This is a genomic window from Geminocystis sp. CENA526 (assembly GCF_050753365.1).
In the GTDB taxonomy this organism is placed as follows: Bacteria; Cyanobacteriota; Cyanobacteriia; order Cyanobacteriales; family Cyanobacteriaceae; genus Geminocystis.
In genome coordinates, this window is the sequence record NZ_JBLZFY010000045.1 from 1 (window position 1) to 23,376 (window position 23,376).

Here is a 23,376-nt window from a genome sequence, read left to right on the forward strand (position 1 = left end):
TTACTCATTACTCATTACTCATTACTCATTACTCATTACTCATTACTCATTACTCATTACTCATTACTCATTACTCATTATTCATTATCCATTATTCATTCTCCACCAATAACAACATTTTTAATGCGTAAACTTGGACCTCCACAGCCTACAGGCAAACCACTTTGCCCTCCTTTACCACATCCGCCAGATTCATCCCAGTGAAAATCATCTCCGATCAACTCAATATTTGCTAGAGTTTTAAAGACATTCCCTGATAAAGTAACATTTTTGACAGGTTCAGAGATCACACCATCTCGAATCATCCATGCTTCTCCTGCGGTGAAGGTAAACATTTCGCCGTTTGTCATACCTCCAATCCAGTTAGTGGCGTAAACTCCTTCTTTTATACCATTAAATAATTGCACTACGGGGGTTTTGCCTCTGGCTATCCATGTATTAGTCATTCTCACGATGGGAGGATAGTGATAGTTTAAACATCTAGCGTTGCCTGTGGGTTTTTCCCCTAACTTTCCTGCGGTTTCCCTTGAGTGGAGTCGCCCTACTAAAACCCCGTCTTTGATTAATTGAGTGGTGGTGGCAGGTGTGCCTTCATCATCATAATAATAACTGCCTCGATGCCCTTGTGGGATTGCACCGTCAAAGATTTGCAACTCTTCCCCTCCAAATTTACGCCCTATCGTCATTACTTCTAATAAATCAGGGTTTTCGTATGCCATATCAGCTTCAGACAAGTGACCAAAGGCTTCATGGACAAATAAACCCGTTAAAATTGGATCAATAACCACTGTATATTTACCCCCCTTAACAGAAGGGTGTTCAAGGGCATTTACGGCTCTTTTAGACGCATTAGAGACAATATTTTCAAGGTTGGTTAAGTCTTCGTAGGCTTTTCTTGTGCCTGTGGTTTCTCTCCCTGTTTGCACTATATTACCATTAGTTGCGATCGAACTAAATCTCATTTCACAGTCAATCCATGATTGTTGAATCATGCTACCTTCGGAAGTAGCTAGAAGAATTGTTTGTTGAGAGTCACTATAACTAACTTGGCTACTGGTGATTTTTTCGTCAACTTCACTTAAAATACGGTTATATCGATCGCACAGTCGTTTTTTATCAGCAAGGGGTATTAAACGGGGATTTGTGCCTGTTAAGGGTAACTCACAGGAGATTTGTATGGGAATTACAGGCGCTAAAATAGTTTCATCGTCACCGATAAGTAAAGCGGAGGTGATAGCATCTTCGATTCTTGAGGAAAGTTGAGTTAAGTCGTTAAAAGTGCTAAACCCCCATCCTCCTTTATAACAAGCCCGAATCTGCCCTCCAAGAGAAATACCTTCACTGAGATTTTCCGTTTGATCGTTTTTGATTACAATATTAGTACCTTCTCCTTCTTCGAGACGAATACTTAAAAAGTCCACTCTATGACGGTAACGATTAATCAAATCTGATAATAGATTGCGATAGTCTTTCATAATTAGGGTTTGCTGAATAAATTAGAAGGGGTTTAATTTTTCTCTCGCAAAGACGCAAAAAGATTTCTGTTAATCCTCTATTTTATCCATTTTTTCCCTGACAAAATTTTTAACAATAAAATTCGCTTTTATCTAATATCTTTTCTCCATAACTAGGAATCCAACTTACCCAAACTCCAGCCGATTTTTCGCATAATAATAACGCTTCATCTTCACTATACTCATTCGGAGATTGATTAAGTTTTACCCATGAATCACGATTATAAGTTATATGACAAACAGGATTCCAATTTGTAGAGAGGGAATTTTCCAATGCTAATGTCGGCTTGGATACTAATTCAACTACCATAGCGTTTCTCCATAAAAATAGTATAAGTATGAAATCGATCGTTAAAAAACAATTAATTTCTGTGTTCTATGATACTAATTTTTAAGTTTTTTCTGAGATAATGTTATTAAAACTTAATATTTTTTTGAATATTGTGAGAATATTTTTACAATACGTTGTGTCATTTTTCTTGTAAGTATTTTAAGTCTTAATTATCTTAAAAACGATCAAAATTTAGGTAATAATTAATCCAAGTAACAAAACCTGATACCCGACACCTGATACCTATTCCCATCAAAATACTTTTGGCTATTATCATCCCTTTTTGCCAAATTATTAAATCTTTAAAGTCTTTTATGTCTGACATTTTCTATTCCAAAAAATAAAATAAAATAAAAAAATTAACTTTTGCCATTTGCCTACCTCTACCAATAATTTATCATACTCAAAGTCCAAGAGCCATACTTTTTCATCACCCCCTATTTTAAGATAAATATATTTTGCGAATAGAATCATCAATTTCTTGTTGCTGTTTAAGTAAATATTGATAAAAATTAGCAGGAGATAAAGGTTTAGAAAATAAATAACCTTGCCCGTAATCACAGTTTAATTCTTTTAATATATCTAATTCTGCCGTTGTTTCAATGCCATGAGCGATAATTTTTATATTTAAGGCTTTAGCTAATAAAATAATAGATTTTATCAGTAATTTTGTCTCTGGATTTTTGGTTAAATCTTTAGTCAAATATTGATCTATTTTTATAAATTTAAACTTAAATTTTTGCAAGTTATTTAGAGAAAATAAGCCTAAACCAAAGTTATCTAAACATAAATTAATACCCGATTGAGATAAGGTATGTAAAATTTCTGTGACTAGGTATTTTCTTTCTAATAAAATATCCTCCTTAATTTCTAATTCGACGATCGAACCGTCTTTTTGATCTATGATAAAGTCGATAATATTCTTAATCAGTTCAATATCTTGAAATTGATATTCAGATAAATTAATACTAATGGGAATATTTTTAATATTTCTCCATGTTTTCATATCCTTAGTAACAGATTTTAAAATCCAATCTTCTAAAATTAAAATTAACCCTTTTTTTTCTAACATAGGTAAAAATTTGTCAGGATAAATTAAACCGACTTCTTCACTTTCCCAACGAATTAAAGCCTCCGCTTTGACAATTAATTGAGAGTTAATTTCAACGATAGGTTGATATACTATTTTAAATTCATTGTTTTCTATTGCCCGAAGAAAATTTTGCTCTAATGTGGACTTATTTATTTCTTTTTTATTCATTTCTAACTGATAAAATTGAAATTGATTACGCCCATTTTTTTTAGACTCATACATGGCTAAATCGGCATTACGGATTAATTGTTTTAAATTGTCTCCATCTTGAGGAAAAATTGTGATACCAACACTAGCAGAAATAAATACATCATGGTCAAAAATTTGAAAAGATTGATGTAATAAATCGATGATTTTAACGGCTATTTTTTCTAAATCACTGAATTTTTCCACAAAGGGAATGGCGATAAAAAATTCATCCCCTCCTAAACGAGCTAGTAAATCTGTATTGCGTAAGGCGTTTTTCATTCTTTGGGTAGCTTGAATTAATAATTCATCCCCAAAATCATGTCCTAAATTGTCATTAACTTCTTTAAAATGATCTAAATCAATAAACATTAACCCTAAATTAGTTTTAGTATCAGATGCTTGAATAATGAGATGATTCACTTTTTCTAAGGCATAATTACGATTAGGAATTTTAGTTAAATGATCATATTTTGCTTGATATTGTAACAAAAGTTCTTGTTGTTTTTTTTCAGTTATATCTTCTTTTACTGCCATAAAATGAGTGATAGCACCAGCCGAGTTAAATATGGGAGAAATTAAGGCTTTTTCCCAATATAATTCTCCTGTTTTTTTGCGATTATGAAATTCCCCCTGCCATTCTTTTCCTTGACTAATTGTTTGCCATAAATGTTTATAATCACATTGGGTAAAATGTCCAGACTGCAAAATGCGAGGGTTTTTACCTAATACTTCTTCTTCTTTATACCCTGAAATTTGCTCAAATTTTGGGTTAACATATTCTATATTTCCTTCAATATTTGTAATGACAATTGATGCTGGACTTTGCTCGGAGGCTTGAAATAATATTTTTAATTTTTCCTCCATTTTTTTCTTTTCTGTTATATCAATAAAGGAAATTAAATAAGCACTTTTATCATTCCAAATCATTGGCACTGCCCTCATTTCTACTGTGATTAATTCTCTATTCGATCGAGGTATTTCTAACTCACTAATTTGCTCTAATTCTAAGGGTAATCCGAGGTTTTCTCCTAACATTTTTTCCCTAGTTCGATCGAAAATTTTTTCAGCTTCTTGATTAACAAATAAAATCATACCATCATGATCTACAACTACCATACCATTGAGATTATTATTAATAATAGTACGAAGTCTTTCTTCACTTTTTTTGAGGGCTAATTGAGCGTTTTTTCGAGCTTTAACTTCTCTAATTAAATTTTTATTTTGTGCTTCTAAATCATCGTGCAACTTTTGCAGTTTTAAGCAAACATTAATACGAGATAATAATTCAGGAAACTGAAAAGGCTTAGTGACATAGTCAACCGCGCCTAATTCTAAACCTTTTACCTTGTCATTAATATCATCTAAAGCACTTAAAAAAATTATAGGAATATCTTTAGTGGCAGGAGAAGATTTTAATAAAGTACAAGCCTCAAAACCGTTTAAATTAGGCATTAAAATATCTAATAAAATTAAATCTGGTTGAGTTTTTTCAATATCTGGAATTGCTTTAAGAATATCGGTTTCAGTAATAATTTTAAACCCTTGATGAGTTAAAAAAACAGACAGCAAATTTAAGTTGATTTTTTGATCATCAACAGCATAGATAAGAGAATATTTTTTCTCACTACTGACAATATTTACTGTTTTATTTTTATTCATCTTTGACAGGGTTTTGACAAGCATATAATTTTCAATTTTAGTAAAAAAAATCCCCTGAAACAAATTCTCTGTTTAACTATATTAATCATTGAAATTTATTGAGCCAATTTATGATTTGTAATTTTCATAACTGTATAAAATTAGCTAACAACAGCAAATCGGTTTTAGAGATTAGGATATAAGGGAGAAAACATTTAAGTTTGCTAATTAAAAGAGGGAATAGGAAATAGAGAATAGTTGATAATTCCTCATTCCTCATTCCTGATTTGATAAAATAGCCACTTGTTATGGGTAGTATCGAAAATACAAGTCAATTCCCTTTAAAATTGAAATAGTGAAAAAATCTCAAATTATTAATTATTAATGCCCATAATTTAGAAATTTAATCTACAATATCAAAATTGTTGATGATCACTTTCAATAAATTGTTATGAAGGATGACTAAGGAAATATGGAATTTTTTGTTATCTCTGCTACCATTATAATCTTTTTATTTACGGGGGGAGGCTTAATCCTTAATAATTCTTTAACCAATATTCTTCGTAATCAATCGGAGGAAATTGGGGAGGTAAAGGTGAGGGTTAATAGTATTCCCACCCATCAATTAATCAAAGGAGAAGCGGATTCCATCCAGATTAGCCTAAAACAGTGGCAACCTCGCCCTCATATTCGAGTGGAATTATTGGAGTTAGAAACCGATCGAATTGGCATAGACTTAGATCAGATAAGAAAATTAAATGCGGATAATTGGCAAACTGTCTTAAAAAAGCCTCTGAATATGGCGTGGCGTACCATTTTGACAGAAAATGATCTAAATAACTTAATAAAATCCCCTCAAGTAGAAGAAATGATTAGTAAAGTAACTGGGGATGCTTCTTCAGGATTTGAGTTATTGGAATTAAATTTGAATCTGAAAGGTAATAATCGTATTGCTATGGAGACTAAGGTAAAATTACCGATTCGGGGAGAAGAAATTTTAGATGTAAACTTAGAATTTAATTTAGGGGTGATTAAAGGTCATAGTATCATAATCAGTGATATAGAGGGAACATTAAATAACAGAAGACTATCATCTAGCTTATTACAAGGTTTTGTTGATAATATTAATAATCAGTTGAGTTGGAGAAATCTGGAGGATTCTGGTATCACTATGAGACTTTTGCAATTTAACATTAATGAGGATACTTTAGAAATTGCTGGTTTTATCCATCTTCAACCTTCTAAAAAAGACTAAATATTTATTTTAAATTAACTAAATTTATTGTTTTAAATTATAAAAATTATGACTGATAATCACGATCGAAACCCACTTTTTTCTACTAAAACTATAGCAGGAATTGCAACTACTATATTAGCATTAGGCACAATAGCAGGTTGGTATGCCTACGGTAACTTCACTGCCAAAAATCAAGGACAAAATCAGCCTATTGAAATTATACCCGAACCTGCCGTCTCCGAAAGTTCGATCGAACTCTATGGCTTGAATGAAGAATTAGAACTTGTGCCAACTATAGTTGAAATTAAAAAAGGACAAAATGAGCAAGAATCCCTCACCTTGGGATTTAATAAACTGTTAACGGTATCAGAAAACGACTCCATCAAAACAGCGATTCCCCAAGAAACAAAATTGATTAGTTTAGCGGTAAAAGATGACGGCATTCACCTTGACTTATCCCAAGAGTTTACCAGTGGAGGAGGCAGTGCGTCTATGATTGGACGTTTAGGGCAGGTGATTTATACTGCTAGTAGTTTGAATCCTAGTGGCAATGTGTGGATAAATGTAGAAGGGAAGCCATTAGATATTTTAGGGGAAGAAGGGTTAATGATAGAGCAACCCATGACGAGAGAATTATTTATGGAGTCATTCCCGTCTAATTAATTAAATTTTTGCACAACAGCAATTTAAAAACAAAAATAAGGAGTAAATAACTGTGATAACTTTGCAAATTACAAAAGATCAAGTATTTAATTTAATTGATCAACTTTCACTAATTGAACAAAAAGAAATCTTACATTATTTGATGCAAAAAAACTATTTAGATTTTGATATTGATGATACTCCTGATGACATAGTAATAGCCAGTCTTAAACAAGGGCTAAAAGAAGCATTTACAGGGCAAACAATCCCTTTATCTCAGATGTGGGATGGAATTGATGTTGAATAATTTATGTCCGATTATTTTTTAAATACTTTTTCAGAAAAGATTGTAATTCTTTCTTAGTAAAAAGTTTAGCGACTCTCTTACTTTGAGTATGATAAATAATGTCTAAAAAAAGGTATCAGGTGGCAGGTTTTTGGTTAAATTAAAACTGTAAATTTATAATATCTGCATTTTTAAAATCCTAAACCTATTATATATCAAAATTTTTAACAATTGTTTACTACTAAAATATCATAACTACTGGAGTAGATGTCTATTGAGATTATATTAACAAAGCAATTTAAAAAAAACTTGACTCAATTAGCTAAACGTTATCGCTCTATTCGTGGGGATTTAGAGACTATTATTGAGCAACTAAAAATGGGAGAAATTTTAGGCGATAGAATTTCAGGCTCGACTTATCAAATCTTTAAAATTCGTCTAAAAAATACTAATATTCAAAAGGGAAAAAGTGCAGGTTATCGAGTTATTTATTATTTAAAAACAAGTACTAAAATTATTTTAGTCACAATTTATTCAAAATCTGATTTTTCTGATATTTCAAAGCAAGTTATTGAACAAATTATTGCAGAATTTGAAAAGTCATTATAAATAGGGTTTGCCTCTTGCTGATGCCTAACTTCTTAATCATTACCCATTACTTCTCTTTATTAACGATTTTATCTCGAACTGAGGTTATTTCCTAGTATAATATTAATAAAATTCCTGGATCGATTATGCGTGTTGAATCTAAAAATTATTCCCTAAGAATTGTCATTGTCGGTATAGTTAGTGCCATTATTGCTTTAATTTTAACGTGGCTTTATAACTCAAACTTAATAGAAAAATTATGCTATTGGTTTATTACTAATAATTTATCATTATTTTTACCCTTAATAATAGGTGTTTCGATCGTTCAAATTACTATATTATTGTCTCCTAGTCAGAAAAAATGGTCAAGGATAATTATAGTTTTCACCTCTTTATTTTTGATGATACGCTATTTTTGGTGGCGATCGACTTCTACCCTAAATTTAAGTGATTCTGTCAATAGTATATTTAGTATCGGTTTATTATTAATAGAAATAGCCCTTATTTTAAGTCCATTTTTGCAGACAATTTTAACCTTAAATATTAAGAGTAGAAAATCCCAAGCTGATAGAGTTGAAGAAATAGTTAAACAAAAAATTTATCAGCCAACAGTTGATATTTTAATTCCTAGTTATAACGAACCTTTAGAAGTAGTAAAAAGAACGATCGTTGGTTGTCAATCCATAGAATATAATGATAAAAAAATTTATCTTTTAGATGACGGATATAGACAAGAAATTCAACAATTATGTAAAGAATTAAACTGTAATTATATCGCTCGTGAAAATCGTCTTCATGCCAAAGCTGGAAATTTAAACTATGCTTTAAGTCAAACAAAGGGAGAATTAATAGCTGTTTTTGATGCTGATTTTGTACCTACTACTAATTTTTTAACACGATCGATCGGCTTTTTTCAAGACCCAAAAATAGGGCTATTACAAACTTACCAAAGTTTTTATTCTAATGATCCCATTGCCAAAAATTTAGGCTTGGAAGATAAAATTCCCCCTGATGTTGATATTTTTTCCCGTTACTATCAACCAATTCGAGATAGTATTAATACAGCTTTATGTTATGGAAGTTCTTTTGTGATAAGTAGAAAATCTTTAGAAAAAATAGGAGGTTTTATTACTAATTCCTTAAGCGAAGATTATCATACGGGGATTCGTTTATCAGCAGAAAATTATCAAGTAATTTACTTAGCAGAAAGTCTCAGTGCAGGATTATCAGCCGAAAATATTTTCGGTTATATTCGACAAAGACAAAGATGGGCAAGGGGTACAATTCAAACATTATTTATTAACGAAAATCCTTTATTTATTAAAAATTTTAAATGGTGGCAAAAAATAGCCCATTTAGAAGGTATTTTACAGTGGTTTTCGAGTCCTTTAAAAGTTATCTTGTTATTATTACCTTTAGCCTATAATTTATTCCATTTAATGCCGTTACAAACTAATTTTGAAGAAATTATCTATTTTTTCTTTCCCTTTTATTTTGTACAAATGCTTATCTTTTCTTGGTTAAATTTTCGCAGTCGATCGATCTTAATGTCTGAGGTATATAATGTTGTTACTGCTGTACCTATAACTATAGAAATTTTACAAACTCTAATCAATCCCTTTCAATCAATTTTTAAAGTAACGCCTAAAGGAATAAAAAATAATAGCTATTATTTTAATTGGAAATTAGCATCACCCTTAATTTTTTTCCTAGTTATAAATTTGTTTAATTTTTTAAATTTAGTGCAACAATGGATTAATGATAATGCCCTAGAAATTGTAAGTTCGATCGATTTAAAAATAGTTATATTTTGGAATTTTTATAATTTACTACTTATTATGCTATCAATCATAGCATTAATAGAAAGACCGAAACCTGACAGTTATCAATGGTTAAAAGTAAATAAGCCAGTGATATTAAAAAATGGGAATCAAATCTATCAAGGTATTGTTACAAAAATGTCAGAAATAGGTGTAGAAATTAACTTTAATTCCTCTGTTAAAATACCTAATAATGGAGAGTTAGAATTTCTCATGGAAGAATTATCTTTACCATTTAAAAGTATATCTTATCTTAGAAAAAAAGATACAATAAAAGTTATTTTTTCGCCACTTTCTTTATCCCAATATCGTCAGGTTATTAAAATATTGTTTTGTCAACCAAATACATGGATTCATCAGCAAACCCCGAAAGAATTACAATCATTATGGCTACTAATCAAGGCTTTATTTCGTATTTCTTTAACCCCATTAAACATTGTCAAAACACGATTTTTATTCTTTTCTCGTAATTAATTAATAAATTTCCCTCCTCTGTTATCTAATTAGGGTTTAACGCTTCAAAACCTTGATTTTTCATTCTTTAACCTGACACTTGATACCTGATACCTACCCTCATCAAAAGACTTTTTCAGCACCCCCTAATTAATTTGATAAAGAAAAGGATACAAAGGGGAAATAAGATTTAAGTTAGTTTGATAAGCAGTTTCTATATTAGTAATAAAATCAGAAGAAGGATTAAAAATATAAATATTTTGAAATTGATACTCAGGTTTAATCGTTACATTTTTTGGGAATAATTGTAACTTAGTTTCGGGTTTTAAATTATGACTAAGAGAAATAATATTGCCTTCATTAATATCAAATTTTTCTGTAATAACTAGGGGATTTTCAGCTTGATTAATAATATTGGCAATATTGGCATTATTATAACTGGCAGTTTTATTCCACCAAGTTTGAGCATTGGTATTAATCGTATTTGATAAAATACTGACAACAAAAATCATAACTAAAATTGATGCAAAAATTCTTGATTTTTGTGTGATTTTTACGCTTAAAGTATAGGCAATAGTTAAATAAATAGATAGATAAGCAGGAAAAAAATATCTTGTTATACTTGATCTAATTCCGCCTAAAATTAAATCAGGTAGTATTAAAGCTAAAGTGGGAATAACTGCTAATAATAATAAATAAAGCCAAATATTTTTATCAGTATTTTTGATTAAAAAATAAAAACTATAGATGATTAAAGGAAATATCAATGCCATGAAAATATAACTAGCCCAATGATATAAAGGTAAACCTAAATCAATAAATAAACTCGTAAAATGTAAACCCCAATAAGTAGCTAAAAATTCTAAAGGTTTTTCTATATTTGTCCAATTAGTTTTTTCTTTTAAAAGACTAAAATTTACAAATATGATGACGAACCAAGGAATAAATAGTAAACCACCTATAGTGGTAAAAATAAAAAATTTAATTCTAGTTTTGAAGGTTAATATTTTACCAAGTAAAAATAGATAAGTCAAATTTATTATGGGTAAAAATATAGATAAAATTGAGGTATAAAAAGTCAAATTGAGACTTAAACTATAACCCCACCAATCAAATATCTTATTAGTTTTAATTGCCCTCAAAAAATACACACTAGAGATAATAATTGTTACCATCCATAAACTATACTCTCTTGCTTCTTGGGCATAAAGTATTTGCACGGGAGAAATAGCCACTAAGGCAACACTAATTAAACTAATTAAATTATCATTAAATAGTTGTTGAGATAAATAATAAATTGAGGGAAAAACTAACAAGCTGAAAATAATTGATAAACTGCGACTAATAATAATAGAACTTCCAAATAAATCTTGCCAAAAACGTAGTAATAAATAATATAATGGTGGATGTTCTGGATTTTTTTTCAATGATTCAATCGTTGCTGACAAGGGAGTATTCCGTTTTAATGCCTGAAATTCTAATAAGTCTTTAGCGGTAATAATTTCACCGTTAAAAAATGTTTTTGCTATATCATCTCCTTCATAACCTGCTACTCTTAAAGATGTATAAACTTCGTCATGCCAATAAATTTTTTTATCAATATTCGTTACCCTAAAAAAAATGCCTAGAAAAATAACAATAATTAGCATTATTTTCAACCAATATTGAAAGTTCGATCGAACCTTATTTAGCATAAAATTTAATAATAAAAGTGAGTTATATCAGAGTATAGCAATGAATTATAATTTGTGATAAATTAAATATTATTTATCAATTCTCAATTTTCAATTTTCTCAGGTCTAATTAATTGCTAAAATGTTCTATAGTTTTTAAAATGATTTTAATAAATTTATTTCGGCATGATTAATAGTTCACTTTTCATGGCAATCTCGATCGCGCTAATATCCCTAGTATGGGTAGAATTAGTCAGAGACTGCTATCATTTTTTAGCCCATATTTGGCAACCCTTGGGGCGTTTACACAACTGGCATCATCGAGTATTTAAACCAGATTTATCCCTCAACAGCGTAGAAATTTATCGTCAAGCGCAATGGTATAATGATGTACCCGAATCCCTCGTAATGTTGATGTTTAGCGTGGGTTTTGCCTTCTGCTTTATCTCTTTTGGATGGATTACCCCAAGTTATCAATGGTTAGCATGGACAGGATCACTTTATACTTTAACATTTACAGGGGGAGCGATCGCAAGGGGTTTAGGTGTACCCAATGCTGACGAAATTACAGATGTTACTCACCGTCAAGGAGAATTTACGGCGATTCCCGCCAATTTTTTTGTCAATCGTAGCTATCATTGGCGACACCACTTCGATGATCAAAACGCTTATTTTTGCGGTACATTAACTATAGTCGATCGAATCATGGGAACAGCATTATCATTAAAAGGGAAAAAAATCGCCATCACTGGTGCAAATGGCACACTAGGACAAGAATTAATTAAACAACTATACTTAAAAGGGGCAAAAGTTACCGCTTTAACCTGTCAAGAAAAACCAGTATTTATTAACGTCAAAAATGAAGAAATTGCCATAAAAACTGTTACTTGGCAAACAGGAGAAGAATCAAAACTAAATAGTATTTTAGAGAAAACAGACATTTTAATCATCAATCATGGCATTAACGTTTATGGAGAAATCAGTGCCGATGCCATTGGAAACTCCTATGAAGTGAATGTTTTTTCGGGATGGCGTTTAATGGAATTATTCTTAACTACCGTGCGCAATAATGAAGACAAAGCCACCAAAGAAATATGGGTTAACACCTCAGAAGCAGAGGTTAATCCGACATTTTGTCCGCTTTATGAAATGAGTAAAAGGACAATGGGCGACTTAGTCACCCTCAAGAGAATTAACGCCCCTTGTATCATTAGGAAATTGATTTTAGGACCTTTTAAGAGTAACCTTAACCCTATTGGTATCATGTCGGCGGATTGGGTAGCCAAGCAGATTGTTAACTTAGCGGTGAGGGATTTTCGAGACATTATCGTCACCATTAACCCTTTAACTTATATTTTCTTCCCCCTTAAGGAATTGATGACATCGACTTATTTTCGTCTTTTCACAAAAAAAATCCCCTCTTAGAAGTTAGCATTTTTACGGAAAATATCGATCGAAACTCACAATTTCTGTCTTAAAAGTTCGATCGAATCTTGTGATTACCTGAGAATCTTTTTATTTTCAATTCTTGTATTTGACGATTAGCTTCTTTTTGAGCTAATAACCCACACTTATCAATACTAGCGGTAGATAGGAGATGAAGGAATTGAGGGCGATTAAAATTACCCATAAACGCCCCATAAGCACAAATAGCTTCAGGATATTGAGTGACTAAACCGTAGTTTAAATCACGGGGTATCTGGGGAATATATTTTTCCCAACGAAATTCATCTACTGTTAACCATGCAGTAATAGCGATGGGAGCAATAACTCGATGAATGTCAGATTCCATCAATGATAACAATACAGGGCGGTTATCTTGAGGAGAAACGCTATAGTCTCGATGACTAATTTCCAAAATTTGCTCGACAATTTCTGAGCCTTGAGCCAATAAACGAAAATAACTAGAGACAAAATCAGGAATAGCATAGTAACGACACCAGCCTTTTTGATGTAACGGAGGGAAAGTCACGGCGGTTTCAGTAGCTAAAAACCAGTGGGCTTGATTGTGCAAAATTTTTTCACGGTAGTAATTTCGTAGAGTGATAGGGGGATATTGTTCTAAATAGCTGTTTTGGCTCATTTTGTTACCCAATTTATTTTGCGACTCTACTACTTTAATTCAAAAATTAAGAGTTTAGTTGATCTTTGATGCTAATGACGAATTAAGTGTTTAAGGATTTTTACTATTATAATTAAAGATATTCTCTATTTAACTCTTAAGGAACAATGGAAACAATTACCATTCAAGTTGATTCTGAAATTGCCAAGGCTTATCGAGAAACCAAACCTGAAAAACAGCAGAAAATTGCTATGTTTCTCAATGTAATGCTAAAAAAGGCTATTAATCAAAAACCACTGCTAGACATTATGGAAGAAGCAAGTCAATAATCGATCGCTAATGGAATGACTCCAGAAATTTTACAATCAATTCTCAATGATTAAAACTAAACGAGAGGATTTTCTAGCTGGTTTATCTGTAGAAGCAGAAATTATAGAAATTACTGAAAAAATAGAGATTTGTCGAGATTCCAATGATAATAAATTTTTAGAGTTAGCAGTTAATGGAAATGCAACGCACATTATAACGGGGGATAAAGACTTGTTAGAATTGCATCCATTTCAAGGTATTCCTATTTTAACACCAAGACAATTTTTACAATTTATCGCAGAAATCAACTAATGAAAAATGCGATCGATCCAACAGAAGTACGAGTACCTTCGATAATGGTTCACTGTTAAGAATTGATGAATCAGAAACAATATAACGATGTTGTGTTGCTTGTAGCATTTTGGTGAAAAGATTAATTTAATTTTAAGGTTAACATTTTAAGGTTAACATTTTTAATCACTATCTCTAATAGCATCAAGAATTTCTTGCATGGTGAAATAAATATAATAAAGAATTGGAGTTCCACCAATATCAATAGTTCCAAAGTGACGGCATAAATTACCCGAATTAGGAATGATTAATTCAGGAACTTTAATAGGAGTACAATTAATATCAAAAGTTACTGTCCATTGTTTAGGTGAAATTAGTTTTCCATTTTGATCTCTTCCTCTTTTTACTAAGTCTATTAATAAATGATTATAAAAATAATCTATAGGTTTTTTTTGATTACCACTAAAATCTAAATCGCTAATAGTTTTTGAATATTCTAAATATGAAAATTCTTTAAAATCTTTTTGTAAAAATTTAAAAAATTCTTTTACTTGTTCAGAAATATATTTATTAGCTTTTTCTTGCTGTTTTGAATCATTAAAAGATATTAAGGGAACATAATTACTATAATTACTTTCTAAAGTTTTTTCTAGGCTTTTTTGAAAAATAATATTTTCATCTTTAACTGTTAGTTCTCTAATTATACTAATAGAAGGAGGTTCTGAAGCTGTTTTAATTTGAGGTTTGTTATTATTTATTTTTGATTTTGTTGGTTTTTCAATATCGTTATTATTTTTATTAATTTCAGCAACAATTGTACTTGTCCTAAGTTTACGACCTCTAATTATAGGGCTAGATTTTGTTATTATTTTTTGCTTAGATGAAAGATAAAATTCTTGTTTTTCTATCGATGGGGAGTTGTTACATTTATTGTTTATATATTGACGAATTTTATTCGCATCATCTTCATTAATTGGAGTACTCTGATTTTTTACCAGAATATTTAACTTATTGCAAATCTCTAAAATATCTTTATTATCTTTCTTTAGCTCTTTTGATAAATCATAAATTCTTATTTTGTTAGTCATTTCAAGTCACTTTTATAGATAAAATTAAAATTTTTTGTTTTTAAGTATTGGGCAATTTGGCAATTAATTCAAGTATATATTTAATATATAGTAAAAGTCAGCTTGAAATATTTTAATTCCATTAATTTCAAAATCAGCATATTCACCTTCACTGTTTCCCTCTATATCATAGTAGCAAGGGATAAAAAATCGATTTTCTGTAACTTCATAACCATGTTCTTGTAAAGCAAATTCGTATTCTAATTGTTTTATTACATCAATTCTATATTTTTTTTCTTTTTCTGTTAAGTTGTCTATAGGTTTATCTTTATTGCGAATAAAAAAGTCAAGAGAAACATTTTTAAAGTCAATTATTTCTACTTTTGAATCTTGATTTTGTAAAATCATATCTGGTTTTGGAGTACGACATAAAAGACTATAAGGATTTTTATTTTCAAATTGAATTTTACCATTATTTAAAATTCTTTTATTCAAATTAAATTCAATACGAAATAAATCTTTCCACAATATTTTACGATTCGTATTACAGTAATAAGGATCATCTACATCAGACGGCCATCCATAAACCCATTTTTTTATTGTTGTTTTATCTTCATCAATTTCATCTGAACTGTAATTACCAACTTTATTTTTTTCGTCAAGACTTCTCCAATTCGGGTAAGACTCTGGTTTATCAATACAAGGATTTTCATAACCTTCTACAATAATATCTGTATCAGCAAAACGAATTTGATTAAATCTATTATTTTTACGGTCAAAATTTCTTTTGAAGAAGTAAGTCTGACACATATCTTCCCAAACATAAGAAAAACCTTGTTGTCCTTTAATTCCCCAGAACTCTCCGTCATTACTTTCAAAATTTAAACTACCATATAAAAAGGTTTCGATCGCCTCGTAAAATCCCCAATAGTTAGGATCTTTATAATGAGTGTTTCTATCTATATTATCAAAAACTTCTTTCAAAATTAAAATTGTTTCTTCATAAGAATTAGAGTCAAAAAGTGACTGATCATGAGTTAAATACTCATCTCTAAATTGTTCTGCTAAAAAACGTATTTCTTGAGTTCTAGCTAAGACATTTTCAGGTACATCCTCTTGTAATTGCTCAATAATTGCATAAAGAATAAAGCAGTAAAGTTTAATTATATCTGTGCTTTCATAATGAATAGTTAAACGTGGTAAGTCCATCGATTCAATATGAATAACATGATCTTCTTCAGAATAATCTAAATAGATAGCTCTATCTAAATATTTATGAATTTGAGCATAATCTATTTCTTCACTTCTTCTAATTCTTTTCTGAATTGAATAAATTGCTAATTCATCATAAGCATCTAATATTCTCTCAATTTGAGTTATTTTACTATATAAAGTAGTACTTTTATTTCCATCCTCATCTTCTTCTGGTTCTAAAGTTTTACCCCCTTGAGATAACATCGTTTTATCTTGAGTTTTATTAGAATTAGTATCTTTAGTTTTAAATCTACCATTCCCCAAATTATCCTGTTCAAATTTTCTTAAAACACGATACATTAAAAAAAATAAATCACGAACTCGGTTAAATTTTTCCGAACTATTATCATTATCAAATTCTTCTTTAAACTTATCAAAGCCATTGGGTAAACAAAATTCAGAGCCTGAACCGTCTTTTAATGGGCGGATACCGACAAAAGAAGTTTCATTCGTTTCTTGAAACCCTACACTTAAGGTCATATCAGCAAAATTAAACATAATTATTTTAATTAAGAATGGTAATAAAAATTAAAATTATTCAAATTTTTCTAGCAAAAGATTATTAACAAATTCATTATGTTTTTTGATAAAATCTCCAAAAGTAACAAGGTCTTTTTTATCTACTTTAAGAAGTTTTTGTAAAGGTGTTTTATCTCGATTAAAAATACTATCCCAAACAAAAAACATTAACTTATTTCTTATTTTTTCAGCACTAACGAAATCATCTTTTATAAAGTAATAACCAATCTGCATATCTTCTATTTTGCCACCTCTAATAGAGTTAGCATTTTGTTTAATAAATGTATTTAGATTTTTGACTAATTTCTTCCATCCATTATCCCATTTTAAATCACCATTTGTACCATATTTAGCTGGAGGAATTCTTTTTGCAAAATCGTCATCCCAATCTACATATTCCCAATCCCAACGTCTTTTAAAGGCATTATCCATAAAATAAATGGAATTATCAGAAGTGTTCATTGTTGCTAATATGGAGAGGTTGGGAGGTATTTTGACACTATTATTTAAAATATTAAACCCAAATAATTCAATGATTTTATTCTCAAATTCATTAAGTTTTAGTTTAGTTGCAATATCACCAAGAGTAAAAATTTTGTAAGTTGCACCATTCTCTTGTTGATCTTTAGGTTCTAAGCCGATTTCTTTCTTAAAAAAATTCATTTCAATATCAGTTAAATTTATTGGATAACTTGACCATCCTCGAAAATCATCTTTCGTTTCTCTATCCAATAATTGAAAAGCAGTTCCAAAAATAGCTGAGGAATTACCTCTATTAATTTCATCAATTATTAAAGCAACATTTTGAGGAGTGTTAAATTCATTGTTTTGTTGATTATAAGCATTAATTAAATTTTTGTAGGCTTTTATTAAAGCTCTTAAAAAATGACCCCCATAAAAGTTATATTCTACTTTTCCAGCTTCGTTAGTAATTGGTACTAATTTACCCATGAAGTCACCATAAGTATATTCAGGATGAAACACCGTACTAATATAATTATCAGAATTTTGATCTATTCCTAAATCTTTAAGAATTTCATTTTTTATCTTGTAACTTTTTCCAGTACCAGGGCAACCAAAAAGAATTCTTTGAATGGGAGTATTTGACATATAAAGTTTTAACTATAGGGAATGAATAGACTAATAAACATAGAGCATAAAACCAGAATACTATAATTTTGTGTAGGTGAGAAAATAAAGATGCAATAAAAAAAAGTTAATCAATATTTTTTACTACATTAATAGCCATAAAACGAATTAACATCAGTTACTTTAGTATATAACCATTGCTATAACAGCTTTTACAATTTTGATGAGTGCGATTTGCTCCTCCCATAGTTAAATAACTATTAATTACGATTCCAGTTCCATGACAGTTTGGACATGAAATAATCTGATTAGGAGAGAATACTTCTATCTCATATTTATCAAGTTCTTGGTATTTCAATGTTTTTGAGTTTTGTTGATTTTGCATTGGATAGTACCATTGAACAGTCAACTCTTTTCTAAAAGGATTATTGCTTACAACTACATAGAGATCGTTATTAAAACTTTTATCTCTTCTGAATTTTAGAAAAAAATCTATCTGTATTTTTGAATAGTCAATCATTAAGTAATACCTCACGAAGCTAATTTTACATATAACATTATTTTCAGGTTGTGTTAATCATCTCGAAATTGATCCCATGCCTCATCATTAAAACTATCAGGATCTCCCCAATCTACCTCATCAAAAGGATCTGGATTACCACCGTAGCCATAATCATTGTAATCTTCTTCTTCGTAATAATAATCTGGTTTTGGTTTTGCACCTAATATTTGTAATAAATTATCTGCCATATTAGCTTCTTTATCTATACTATTGTCATCAACATTAGTATTTTCTTGATCAGATTCTATTAAGGAAACTTCTAAACCATTATCTCTAAATTCCTTAACGATTTCATCGACAGGTTCTTCTAATAAATCTAACAATTTTTCGGGGGAAATTTTATTTTGATCAAGTTGTAAGGCTTCAATTAAATATTCTCCTATTTTAATATTTTTGCGACTATTCCAAGAGCCAACATATAATAAAATGTTACTACTTTTTTGATAATAATTATAAAGATGTTGTTGATAATTAACCTCAGCTAAATAGTAATAAAGTTGGTCAGGATTTTGAATATTTAATTTAGATAATGCTTTTTTAATGTCTTCATGATAATTATTTACTAATTCTATTTCTGTAGAGTTATTCAAATAAACTGCTATATAATAAGCACGTTGTTTTATTAATTTAGGTAAAATTTGGCATTCATTTTTATCATTACAACATACTTTAATTGTTAATAATTTTGGCTCAATTTGATTTTTAATACGTTGCTGAATTTGGGCTGATTTATCTCTTACTGCTGTATGTTGTCCAATTAGTGAAGTTAAAGAATATTCTGATAATTGCCAAGGTTGAATAAGTTGCTGAAAAATGATTTTATCCTCTGAGTTGAGATTTGTCATATTTAGTTTTACTGTTAGTTTTCAACGGTTATTTTTATCATATCTCGACATTTGCGACATTATCTATGATTTGATGCGAATAAGGAAAATAAGAATTATACTGCCAAAATTTCAGGAGTTAAGCCTCTGGAAAAAGCTCGATCGATCCGTCCTACTGTGCGATCGAACCTTGCGATTTCCTGAGAATCTATTGATAAAATAAGTATTTTAGTTCTGAGTTCGTAGTTCCAAACTAAAGTTAATGGGTTGTCAAAATAATTTTTTGTTTGTTATACTATGGAGACAGCAATTTTTTGTAATTAATAAATCAAATGTTAAACCTAACCGTGTTTTGACCTTAATACTTTTGTAAACCTAGATTCTCCAATCAGGGGATTCTAGTGTCTAAAACAAAAGGAGGTTAATTCCATGTTAGGTTTACGTTTAAGATTTCGTGCCATCGCTTCTCAACTTCGAGTATTAAATTTCAATGCAAAAGATTTAACCGAAGAATATTTACTCACCGTTATTAAACAACTTTATCCCAAAAAGTTCGATCGAGCCGTTAAAATGCGATCGGATTTAACCGATAGTGCAACTCTATGGGAAATTCTCGGTATTGATGCGGTTATTCTCTTAGAAGATAACGAAGGTAAATCGATTCGTGTGGGCGTTTCCTTATTAGACAAGGAAAAAAATGCCCGAAACCTCGTTTTTTCTCTGAAAAGTCAAGAAGGTAGTTTACTCCGAGAGGCTTTAAATATCGAACAATACTGGGTTTTCTTGGTGAAATGGAAAGACTTTCCTCAAACAAAAGAAGAATGGATTGATATTCTCTACCGTGAGATTGACGAATCACCAAACTATTCTAGTTGTCGTTTGATCATTTTGTAAACTGAATCAAGGGGAGGTTTTGCCTCCTCTTTTTAGTTAAGTACTCATGCAAAATAGATTGTGAATTTTAAAATTAATTAAAATAACCTACATCTTTTTTGCCTCTTGCCTTTTGCCTTTCATAAAGTAAACATACAATTAATTTTGCCTACTCACTTAATATCCTCATCTAAATAAAGTTCAATAAAGAGGTGATTCATCGTTTAATCTTTAACTAGGCGATCGATTAAATGGTCTGGAATGTGGTTTAATTCAATATAGTGATTAATTTCTTCTGTAAATTCACTGTAATAAGCAAGGGCGGAAAATACCTGACTTAGTGTTAAATGGGGCATTCCTTTCGGGATTTCTTCGGGAGTTACTCCCATTCGCCATGTTTCGACGATCGCTCTTACTGGGGTACGAGTACCGTCAATAATAGATTCACCGTTAAGAATTGATGAATCAGAAACAATATAACGATGTTGTGTTGTTTGTAACATTTTTGTTGAAAAATTAATTTAATTTTAAGGTTAACATTTTTAGCCTTAAAAAAGGGATTTTTTGTTTGTAGTGACTACTTTAATTCTAAAAAACGTACTTTGGTCGCATAGTAGCATAGCTCGATCGAACTTATTTTTAAAATAATATTAGGGTAGTTTATTCAGAAAAAAGGCTATAAAAATCTTGATAAGTTATAATTTTTGTTTTCTCAAACTCTTTAATAATTAATAAATCTAAATCTCCTGTAATTAGATAATCTGCATTACTATCTTTTGCCAAAGCTAATAAATAATTATCTTTTAAATCTCGACAAATATTAACAGTTGATTTTACTTCAATAACTAACCCAATAACTTGCAAAAAATCAATTAACTCTGCGACTTTTACAGGAGAAAAATATTTTTGTAATTTTGGTCTTTTGGTGACAATATTAATTTCTTCCAACAGTTGAGAGGAAAAAATAGGTTGAATAGTTTTGTTAACTAATAAATTTTTTAAACTGCTTAATTGCTTTCCAATTAAAAAGCTAATCCAAAGGTTAGTATCTATAATTACCTTACAAGGTTTGTTGTTTTTCATAAATTTCTGCTCTTACTGTTTCCACTTCTTCATTAATTATGTCGAGAGAAATTTCATCATTTTTAAATGCTGTTAAAAAATTAGTTAATTTTTGATTTAAAGTATCTTTTTCTAAGGCTTCACTTAACTTAGTTTTTTCTTCTGGAGATAACTGTTGTACTAATTCTAATACTTGCTCAAATTCCAATTTTAATGATAACTGAGGCATATTATTAACAATAAGACTGAATAAATGAATGTTAAATATTTTTATTAATTATAAACTATATTTTTTTATTTTTGTTAAATTAAGATAGTCAATTAAGAATATCTGCTAGAATTTCAGGAGTTAAACCTCTGGAAATAATGCTATCGAGTGATTTCGTTCATTATTTTAGCTTAAAATCAATCGTATTTTTGCCATTAAAATAGGGAGATTCGATCGAACTTAGACGTTGTTTTTCTTTTTCAGTAGCTGACTGATAGGCTTTCGCTACTTGAGGAGTAACGGAAATTTTAATTAAATACAAAATCTTAAAACGTTGATTTTCAGGTATTTCTCCTAGTCTCCTAGTCTCCCCTCATCAAAATACTTTTTCAGCAAACCCTAAATAAAAGCCAAGAAGATGAAATACAGACATCATTTCTGTAAATTAATTTCATAAGTCACAGGATTTTTATGTTTGATTATCTTTTTTTCTTTTAGTGCTATGTTTAACCATTTTTGAATTTGATTAACTTGTACATCTAATTCTTTAGCTAAATCTTTATGGGTTTTTGGGTTTTTTAATTTATCTAAAATTAACGGTAAAACCACTTCATAAATAGTGTTAGGAATATAATCATTATAATTATCATCCTGCTGTGAATTTGGACTTTCTACATCAGTTATTAAAGGATTTTTTTGTTCATTAGTTCGAGATTCCGCCACGGAATTTTTACCATCGGAATTAATGATGTTATTACTATATTCTAATAATGACAATAAAAGAGGTTGCGAATCAGAAATTTCATTTTGATGATTAGCTTGATAGTTTTCTATATATTCTGGTAATAAGTCTGATAAATCCTTCATCCATGGGGATTCTGGAAATGCGATCGCACCTTTTTCTAATAATTTTAAATTACCTGAAGGCACATTCCCCTCATTACGCACAAGCACGGGAATAGTCTTAATTTTCTCTAATGCTTCCACTGCACCTGCCCAAGTACCTCCTTTTCCTACAGATGAACTAATAATTAAAGCATAATCCGCTAAACCATAAATATACTTGTTACGCCCCATAGCATTGCCCACAGAAAAACCAGCGTCAGGATGATAAGCCGAAATCAAGGTTAATCTACCTTGTTTGATTGCCTCTCGATATTTAGACGACACAGATGCTTTAATTAGGCTATCAGCTAAAACCCCGATCGCACTTCCTCCCTCTTGTAAACATCCCAACATCGAAACTTGATCAACCCCTTTTGCACCTCCTGATACTATTTGCATTTGTTGTTGGGCGCATAATGTCACTATTCTTTGAGTATATTCGATCGCTTCTTCATCAATATCCCTTGAACCAACGATGGCTAATCCCCCACGCTTCAACAATGTTTGATTACCCACACCATAAATAATTGGCGGTGCTTGAATACCAAGATTTTTCTTGAGATATTGAGGATATTTAGCCTCGCTTCTTGCAATTACCCATAATCCTTGATTCGTCCATTTCTCCGCCGATAAACTAAGCATCATTCCCCTTTGTATTAATGTTAACAGTCTCTCAGAGTCTAACTTGTCAATTGTGATGTTTGATAATCTTGCTTGTAAAGTATGATCTAGTAAATCCGCTGGAGTTAAACCTTCTTCTTTTAACCAAGATGCGATCGTATTATATTCACTAATATTGAGAGGTTTTGGTTCATCATTATATTGTTGCTCTAAACGAGAACAAAGCAACAGAATTGCTTGAGTATTAGGACTAAGAATGTGAGTATTAGATTGAATCATCATAAAT

23 protein-coding genes and 1 pseudogene are annotated in these 23,376 nt (G+C 30.2%); 9 read left to right on the plus strand and 15 right to left on the minus strand.

The genetic code is table 11. From position 1 onward, the window contains the following. Window positions 1-95: 95 nt before the first annotated feature. From ACN4EE_RS12830 to ACN4EE_RS12840, 3 genes are all read right to left on the minus strand, one after another. On the minus strand, window positions 96-1,475 hold the full coding sequence (locus ACN4EE_RS12830; RefSeq protein ID WP_431706849.1) for a TldD/PmbA family protein: 1,380 nt from the start codon (window positions 1,473-1,475) through the stop codon (window positions 96-98). 109 nt (window positions 1,476-1,584) lie between these two features. Continuing rightward, window positions 1,585-1,824 carry a hypothetical protein gene (locus tag ACN4EE_RS12835; protein ID WP_431706850.1) on the minus strand — a complete coding sequence of 80 codons (240 nt, stop codon included), beginning with the start codon at window positions 1,822-1,824 and terminating at the stop codon, window positions 1,585-1,587. A 463-nt stretch (window positions 1,825-2,287) separates the two neighbouring features. After that, window positions 2,288-4,786, minus strand: coding sequence for an EAL domain-containing protein (locus ACN4EE_RS12840; RefSeq protein WP_431706851.1), 2,499 nt, complete (start codon window positions 4,784-4,786; stop codon window positions 2,288-2,290). Window positions 4,787-5,237: 451 nt separating this feature from the next. Between ACN4EE_RS12840 and ACN4EE_RS12845 the strand changes: the two genes are divergently transcribed. From ACN4EE_RS12845 to ACN4EE_RS12865, 5 genes are all read left to right on the plus strand, one after another. Then, entirely contained in the window at window positions 5,238-6,020 is a 783-nt protein-coding gene (locus ACN4EE_RS12845; RefSeq protein WP_431706852.1) for an LmeA family phospholipid-binding protein, read from the plus strand. A 48-nt stretch (window positions 6,021-6,068) separates the two neighbouring features. Further along, window positions 6,069-6,665, plus strand: a complete 597-nt coding sequence (locus tag ACN4EE_RS12850) for a GerMN domain-containing protein (protein WP_431706853.1) — start codon at window positions 6,069-6,071, stop codon at window positions 6,663-6,665. Between the two features lie 52 nt (window positions 6,666-6,717). Continuing rightward, window positions 6,718-6,951, plus strand: a complete 234-nt coding sequence (locus tag ACN4EE_RS12855; RefSeq protein WP_431706854.1) for a hypothetical protein — start codon at window positions 6,718-6,720, stop codon at window positions 6,949-6,951. Between the two features lie 246 nt (window positions 6,952-7,197). Then, on the plus strand, window positions 7,198-7,539 hold the full coding sequence (locus tag ACN4EE_RS12860; RefSeq protein ID WP_431706855.1) for a type II toxin-antitoxin system RelE/ParE family toxin: 342 nt from the start codon (window positions 7,198-7,200) through the stop codon (window positions 7,537-7,539). Between the two features lie 125 nt (window positions 7,540-7,664). Beyond that, window positions 7,665-9,812, plus strand: a complete 2,148-nt coding sequence (locus ACN4EE_RS12865; RefSeq protein WP_431706856.1) for a glycosyltransferase family 2 protein — start codon at window positions 7,665-7,667, stop codon at window positions 9,810-9,812. Between the two features lie 125 nt (window positions 9,813-9,937). On the opposite strand, the gene ACN4EE_RS12870 is transcribed toward ACN4EE_RS12865, so the two are convergent. Continuing rightward, a complete protein-coding gene (locus tag ACN4EE_RS12870; protein ID WP_431706857.1) occupies window positions 9,938-11,485 on the minus strand; it encodes a glycosyltransferase family 39 protein in 1,548 nt (515 codons plus the stop codon). Window positions 11,486-11,650: 165 nt separating this feature from the next. On the opposite strand from ACN4EE_RS12870, the gene ACN4EE_RS12875 reads away from it, so the two are divergent. After that, window positions 11,651-12,889 (plus strand): bifunctional sterol desaturase/short chain dehydrogenase, encoded by a 1,239-nt coding sequence (locus ACN4EE_RS12875; RefSeq protein WP_431706858.1) that lies wholly within the window; start codon window positions 11,651-11,653, stop codon window positions 12,887-12,889. Window positions 12,890-12,938: 49 nt separating this feature from the next. On the opposite strand, the gene ACN4EE_RS12880 is transcribed toward ACN4EE_RS12875, so the two are convergent. Next, the gene (locus tag ACN4EE_RS12880) at window positions 12,939-13,547 is read right to left on the minus strand and encodes a hypothetical protein (protein WP_431706859.1); all 609 of its coding nucleotides are present in this window, start codon (window positions 13,545-13,547) and stop codon (window positions 12,939-12,941) included. Window positions 13,548-13,693: 146 nt separating this feature from the next. Here ACN4EE_RS12880 and ACN4EE_RS12885 point away from each other — a divergent pair, with 146 nt between their 5' ends. Both ACN4EE_RS12885 and ACN4EE_RS12890 read left to right on the plus strand, forming a co-directional pair. Next, window positions 13,694-13,855, plus strand: coding sequence for a hypothetical protein (locus ACN4EE_RS12885; protein WP_431706860.1), 162 nt, complete (start codon window positions 13,694-13,696; stop codon window positions 13,853-13,855). A 34-nt stretch (window positions 13,856-13,889) separates the two neighbouring features. Next, window positions 13,890-14,147: pseudogene (locus ACN4EE_RS12890) on the plus strand (putative toxin-antitoxin system toxin component, PIN family); the annotation flags it as partial. 161 nt (window positions 14,148-14,308) lie between these two features. Here ACN4EE_RS12890 and ACN4EE_RS12895 read toward each other — a convergent pair. The 5 genes from ACN4EE_RS12895 to ACN4EE_RS12915 form a co-directional block, all read right to left on the minus strand. After that, on the minus strand, window positions 14,309-15,214 hold the full coding sequence (locus tag ACN4EE_RS12895) for a translation initiation factor IF-2 N-terminal domain-containing protein (protein ID WP_431706861.1): 906 nt from the start codon (window positions 15,212-15,214) through the stop codon (window positions 14,309-14,311). 63 nt (window positions 15,215-15,277) lie between these two features. After that, complete coding sequence (locus ACN4EE_RS12900) at window positions 15,278-16,945, minus strand: hypothetical protein (RefSeq protein ID WP_431706862.1); 1,668 nt, start codon at window positions 16,943-16,945, stop codon at window positions 15,278-15,280. 36 nt (window positions 16,946-16,981) lie between these two features. Continuing rightward, entirely contained in the window at window positions 16,982-18,076 is a 1,095-nt protein-coding gene (locus tag ACN4EE_RS12905; protein ID WP_431706863.1) for a restriction endonuclease, read from the minus strand. Between the two features lie 157 nt (window positions 18,077-18,233). Beyond that, entirely contained in the window at window positions 18,234-18,575 is a 342-nt protein-coding gene (locus ACN4EE_RS12910; protein WP_431706864.1) for a hypothetical protein, read from the minus strand. A 53-nt stretch (window positions 18,576-18,628) separates the two neighbouring features. Beyond that, a complete protein-coding gene (locus ACN4EE_RS12915; RefSeq protein ID WP_431706865.1) occupies window positions 18,629-19,462 on the minus strand; it encodes a hypothetical protein in 834 nt (277 codons plus the stop codon). A gap of 408 nt (window positions 19,463-19,870) precedes the next feature. Between ACN4EE_RS12915 and ACN4EE_RS12920 the strand changes: the two genes are divergently transcribed. After that, window positions 19,871-20,335: a hypothetical protein gene (locus tag ACN4EE_RS12920; protein WP_431706866.1), complete on the plus strand. Its 465-nt coding sequence runs from the start codon at window positions 19,871-19,873 to the stop codon at window positions 20,333-20,335. A gap of 203 nt (window positions 20,336-20,538) precedes the next feature. On the opposite strand, the gene ACN4EE_RS12925 is transcribed toward ACN4EE_RS12920, so the two are convergent. The 5 genes from ACN4EE_RS12925 to ACN4EE_RS12945 all read right to left on the minus strand — a co-directional run bounded on the left by ACN4EE_RS12925 (window position 20,539) and on the right by ACN4EE_RS12945 (window position 23,372). After that, window positions 20,539-20,817, minus strand: coding sequence for a DUF433 domain-containing protein (locus ACN4EE_RS12925; protein WP_431706867.1), 279 nt, complete (start codon window positions 20,815-20,817; stop codon window positions 20,539-20,541). Window positions 20,818-20,974: 157 nt separating this feature from the next. Next, on the minus strand, window positions 20,975-21,397 hold the full coding sequence (locus ACN4EE_RS12930) for a putative toxin-antitoxin system toxin component, PIN family (protein WP_431706868.1): 423 nt from the start codon (window positions 21,395-21,397) through the stop codon (window positions 20,975-20,977). Beyond that, window positions 21,375-21,605, minus strand: coding sequence for a type II toxin-antitoxin system VapB15 family antitoxin (vap15, locus tag ACN4EE_RS12935; RefSeq protein WP_431706869.1), 231 nt, complete (start codon window positions 21,603-21,605; stop codon window positions 21,375-21,377). The genes ACN4EE_RS12930 and vap15 overlap by 23 nt, the downstream gene beginning before the upstream one ends. Window positions 21,606-21,765: 160 nt before the next feature. Then, complete coding sequence (locus tag ACN4EE_RS12940; RefSeq protein WP_431706870.1) at window positions 21,766-21,906, minus strand: hypothetical protein; 141 nt, start codon at window positions 21,904-21,906, stop codon at window positions 21,766-21,768. Between the two features lie 110 nt (window positions 21,907-22,016). Then, window positions 22,017-23,372 carry a DNA-processing protein DprA gene (locus ACN4EE_RS12945; protein WP_431706871.1) on the minus strand — a complete coding sequence of 452 codons (1,356 nt, stop codon included), beginning with the start codon at window positions 23,370-23,372 and terminating at the stop codon, window positions 22,017-22,019. Between the last annotated feature and the right edge of the window lie 4 nt (window positions 23,373-23,376).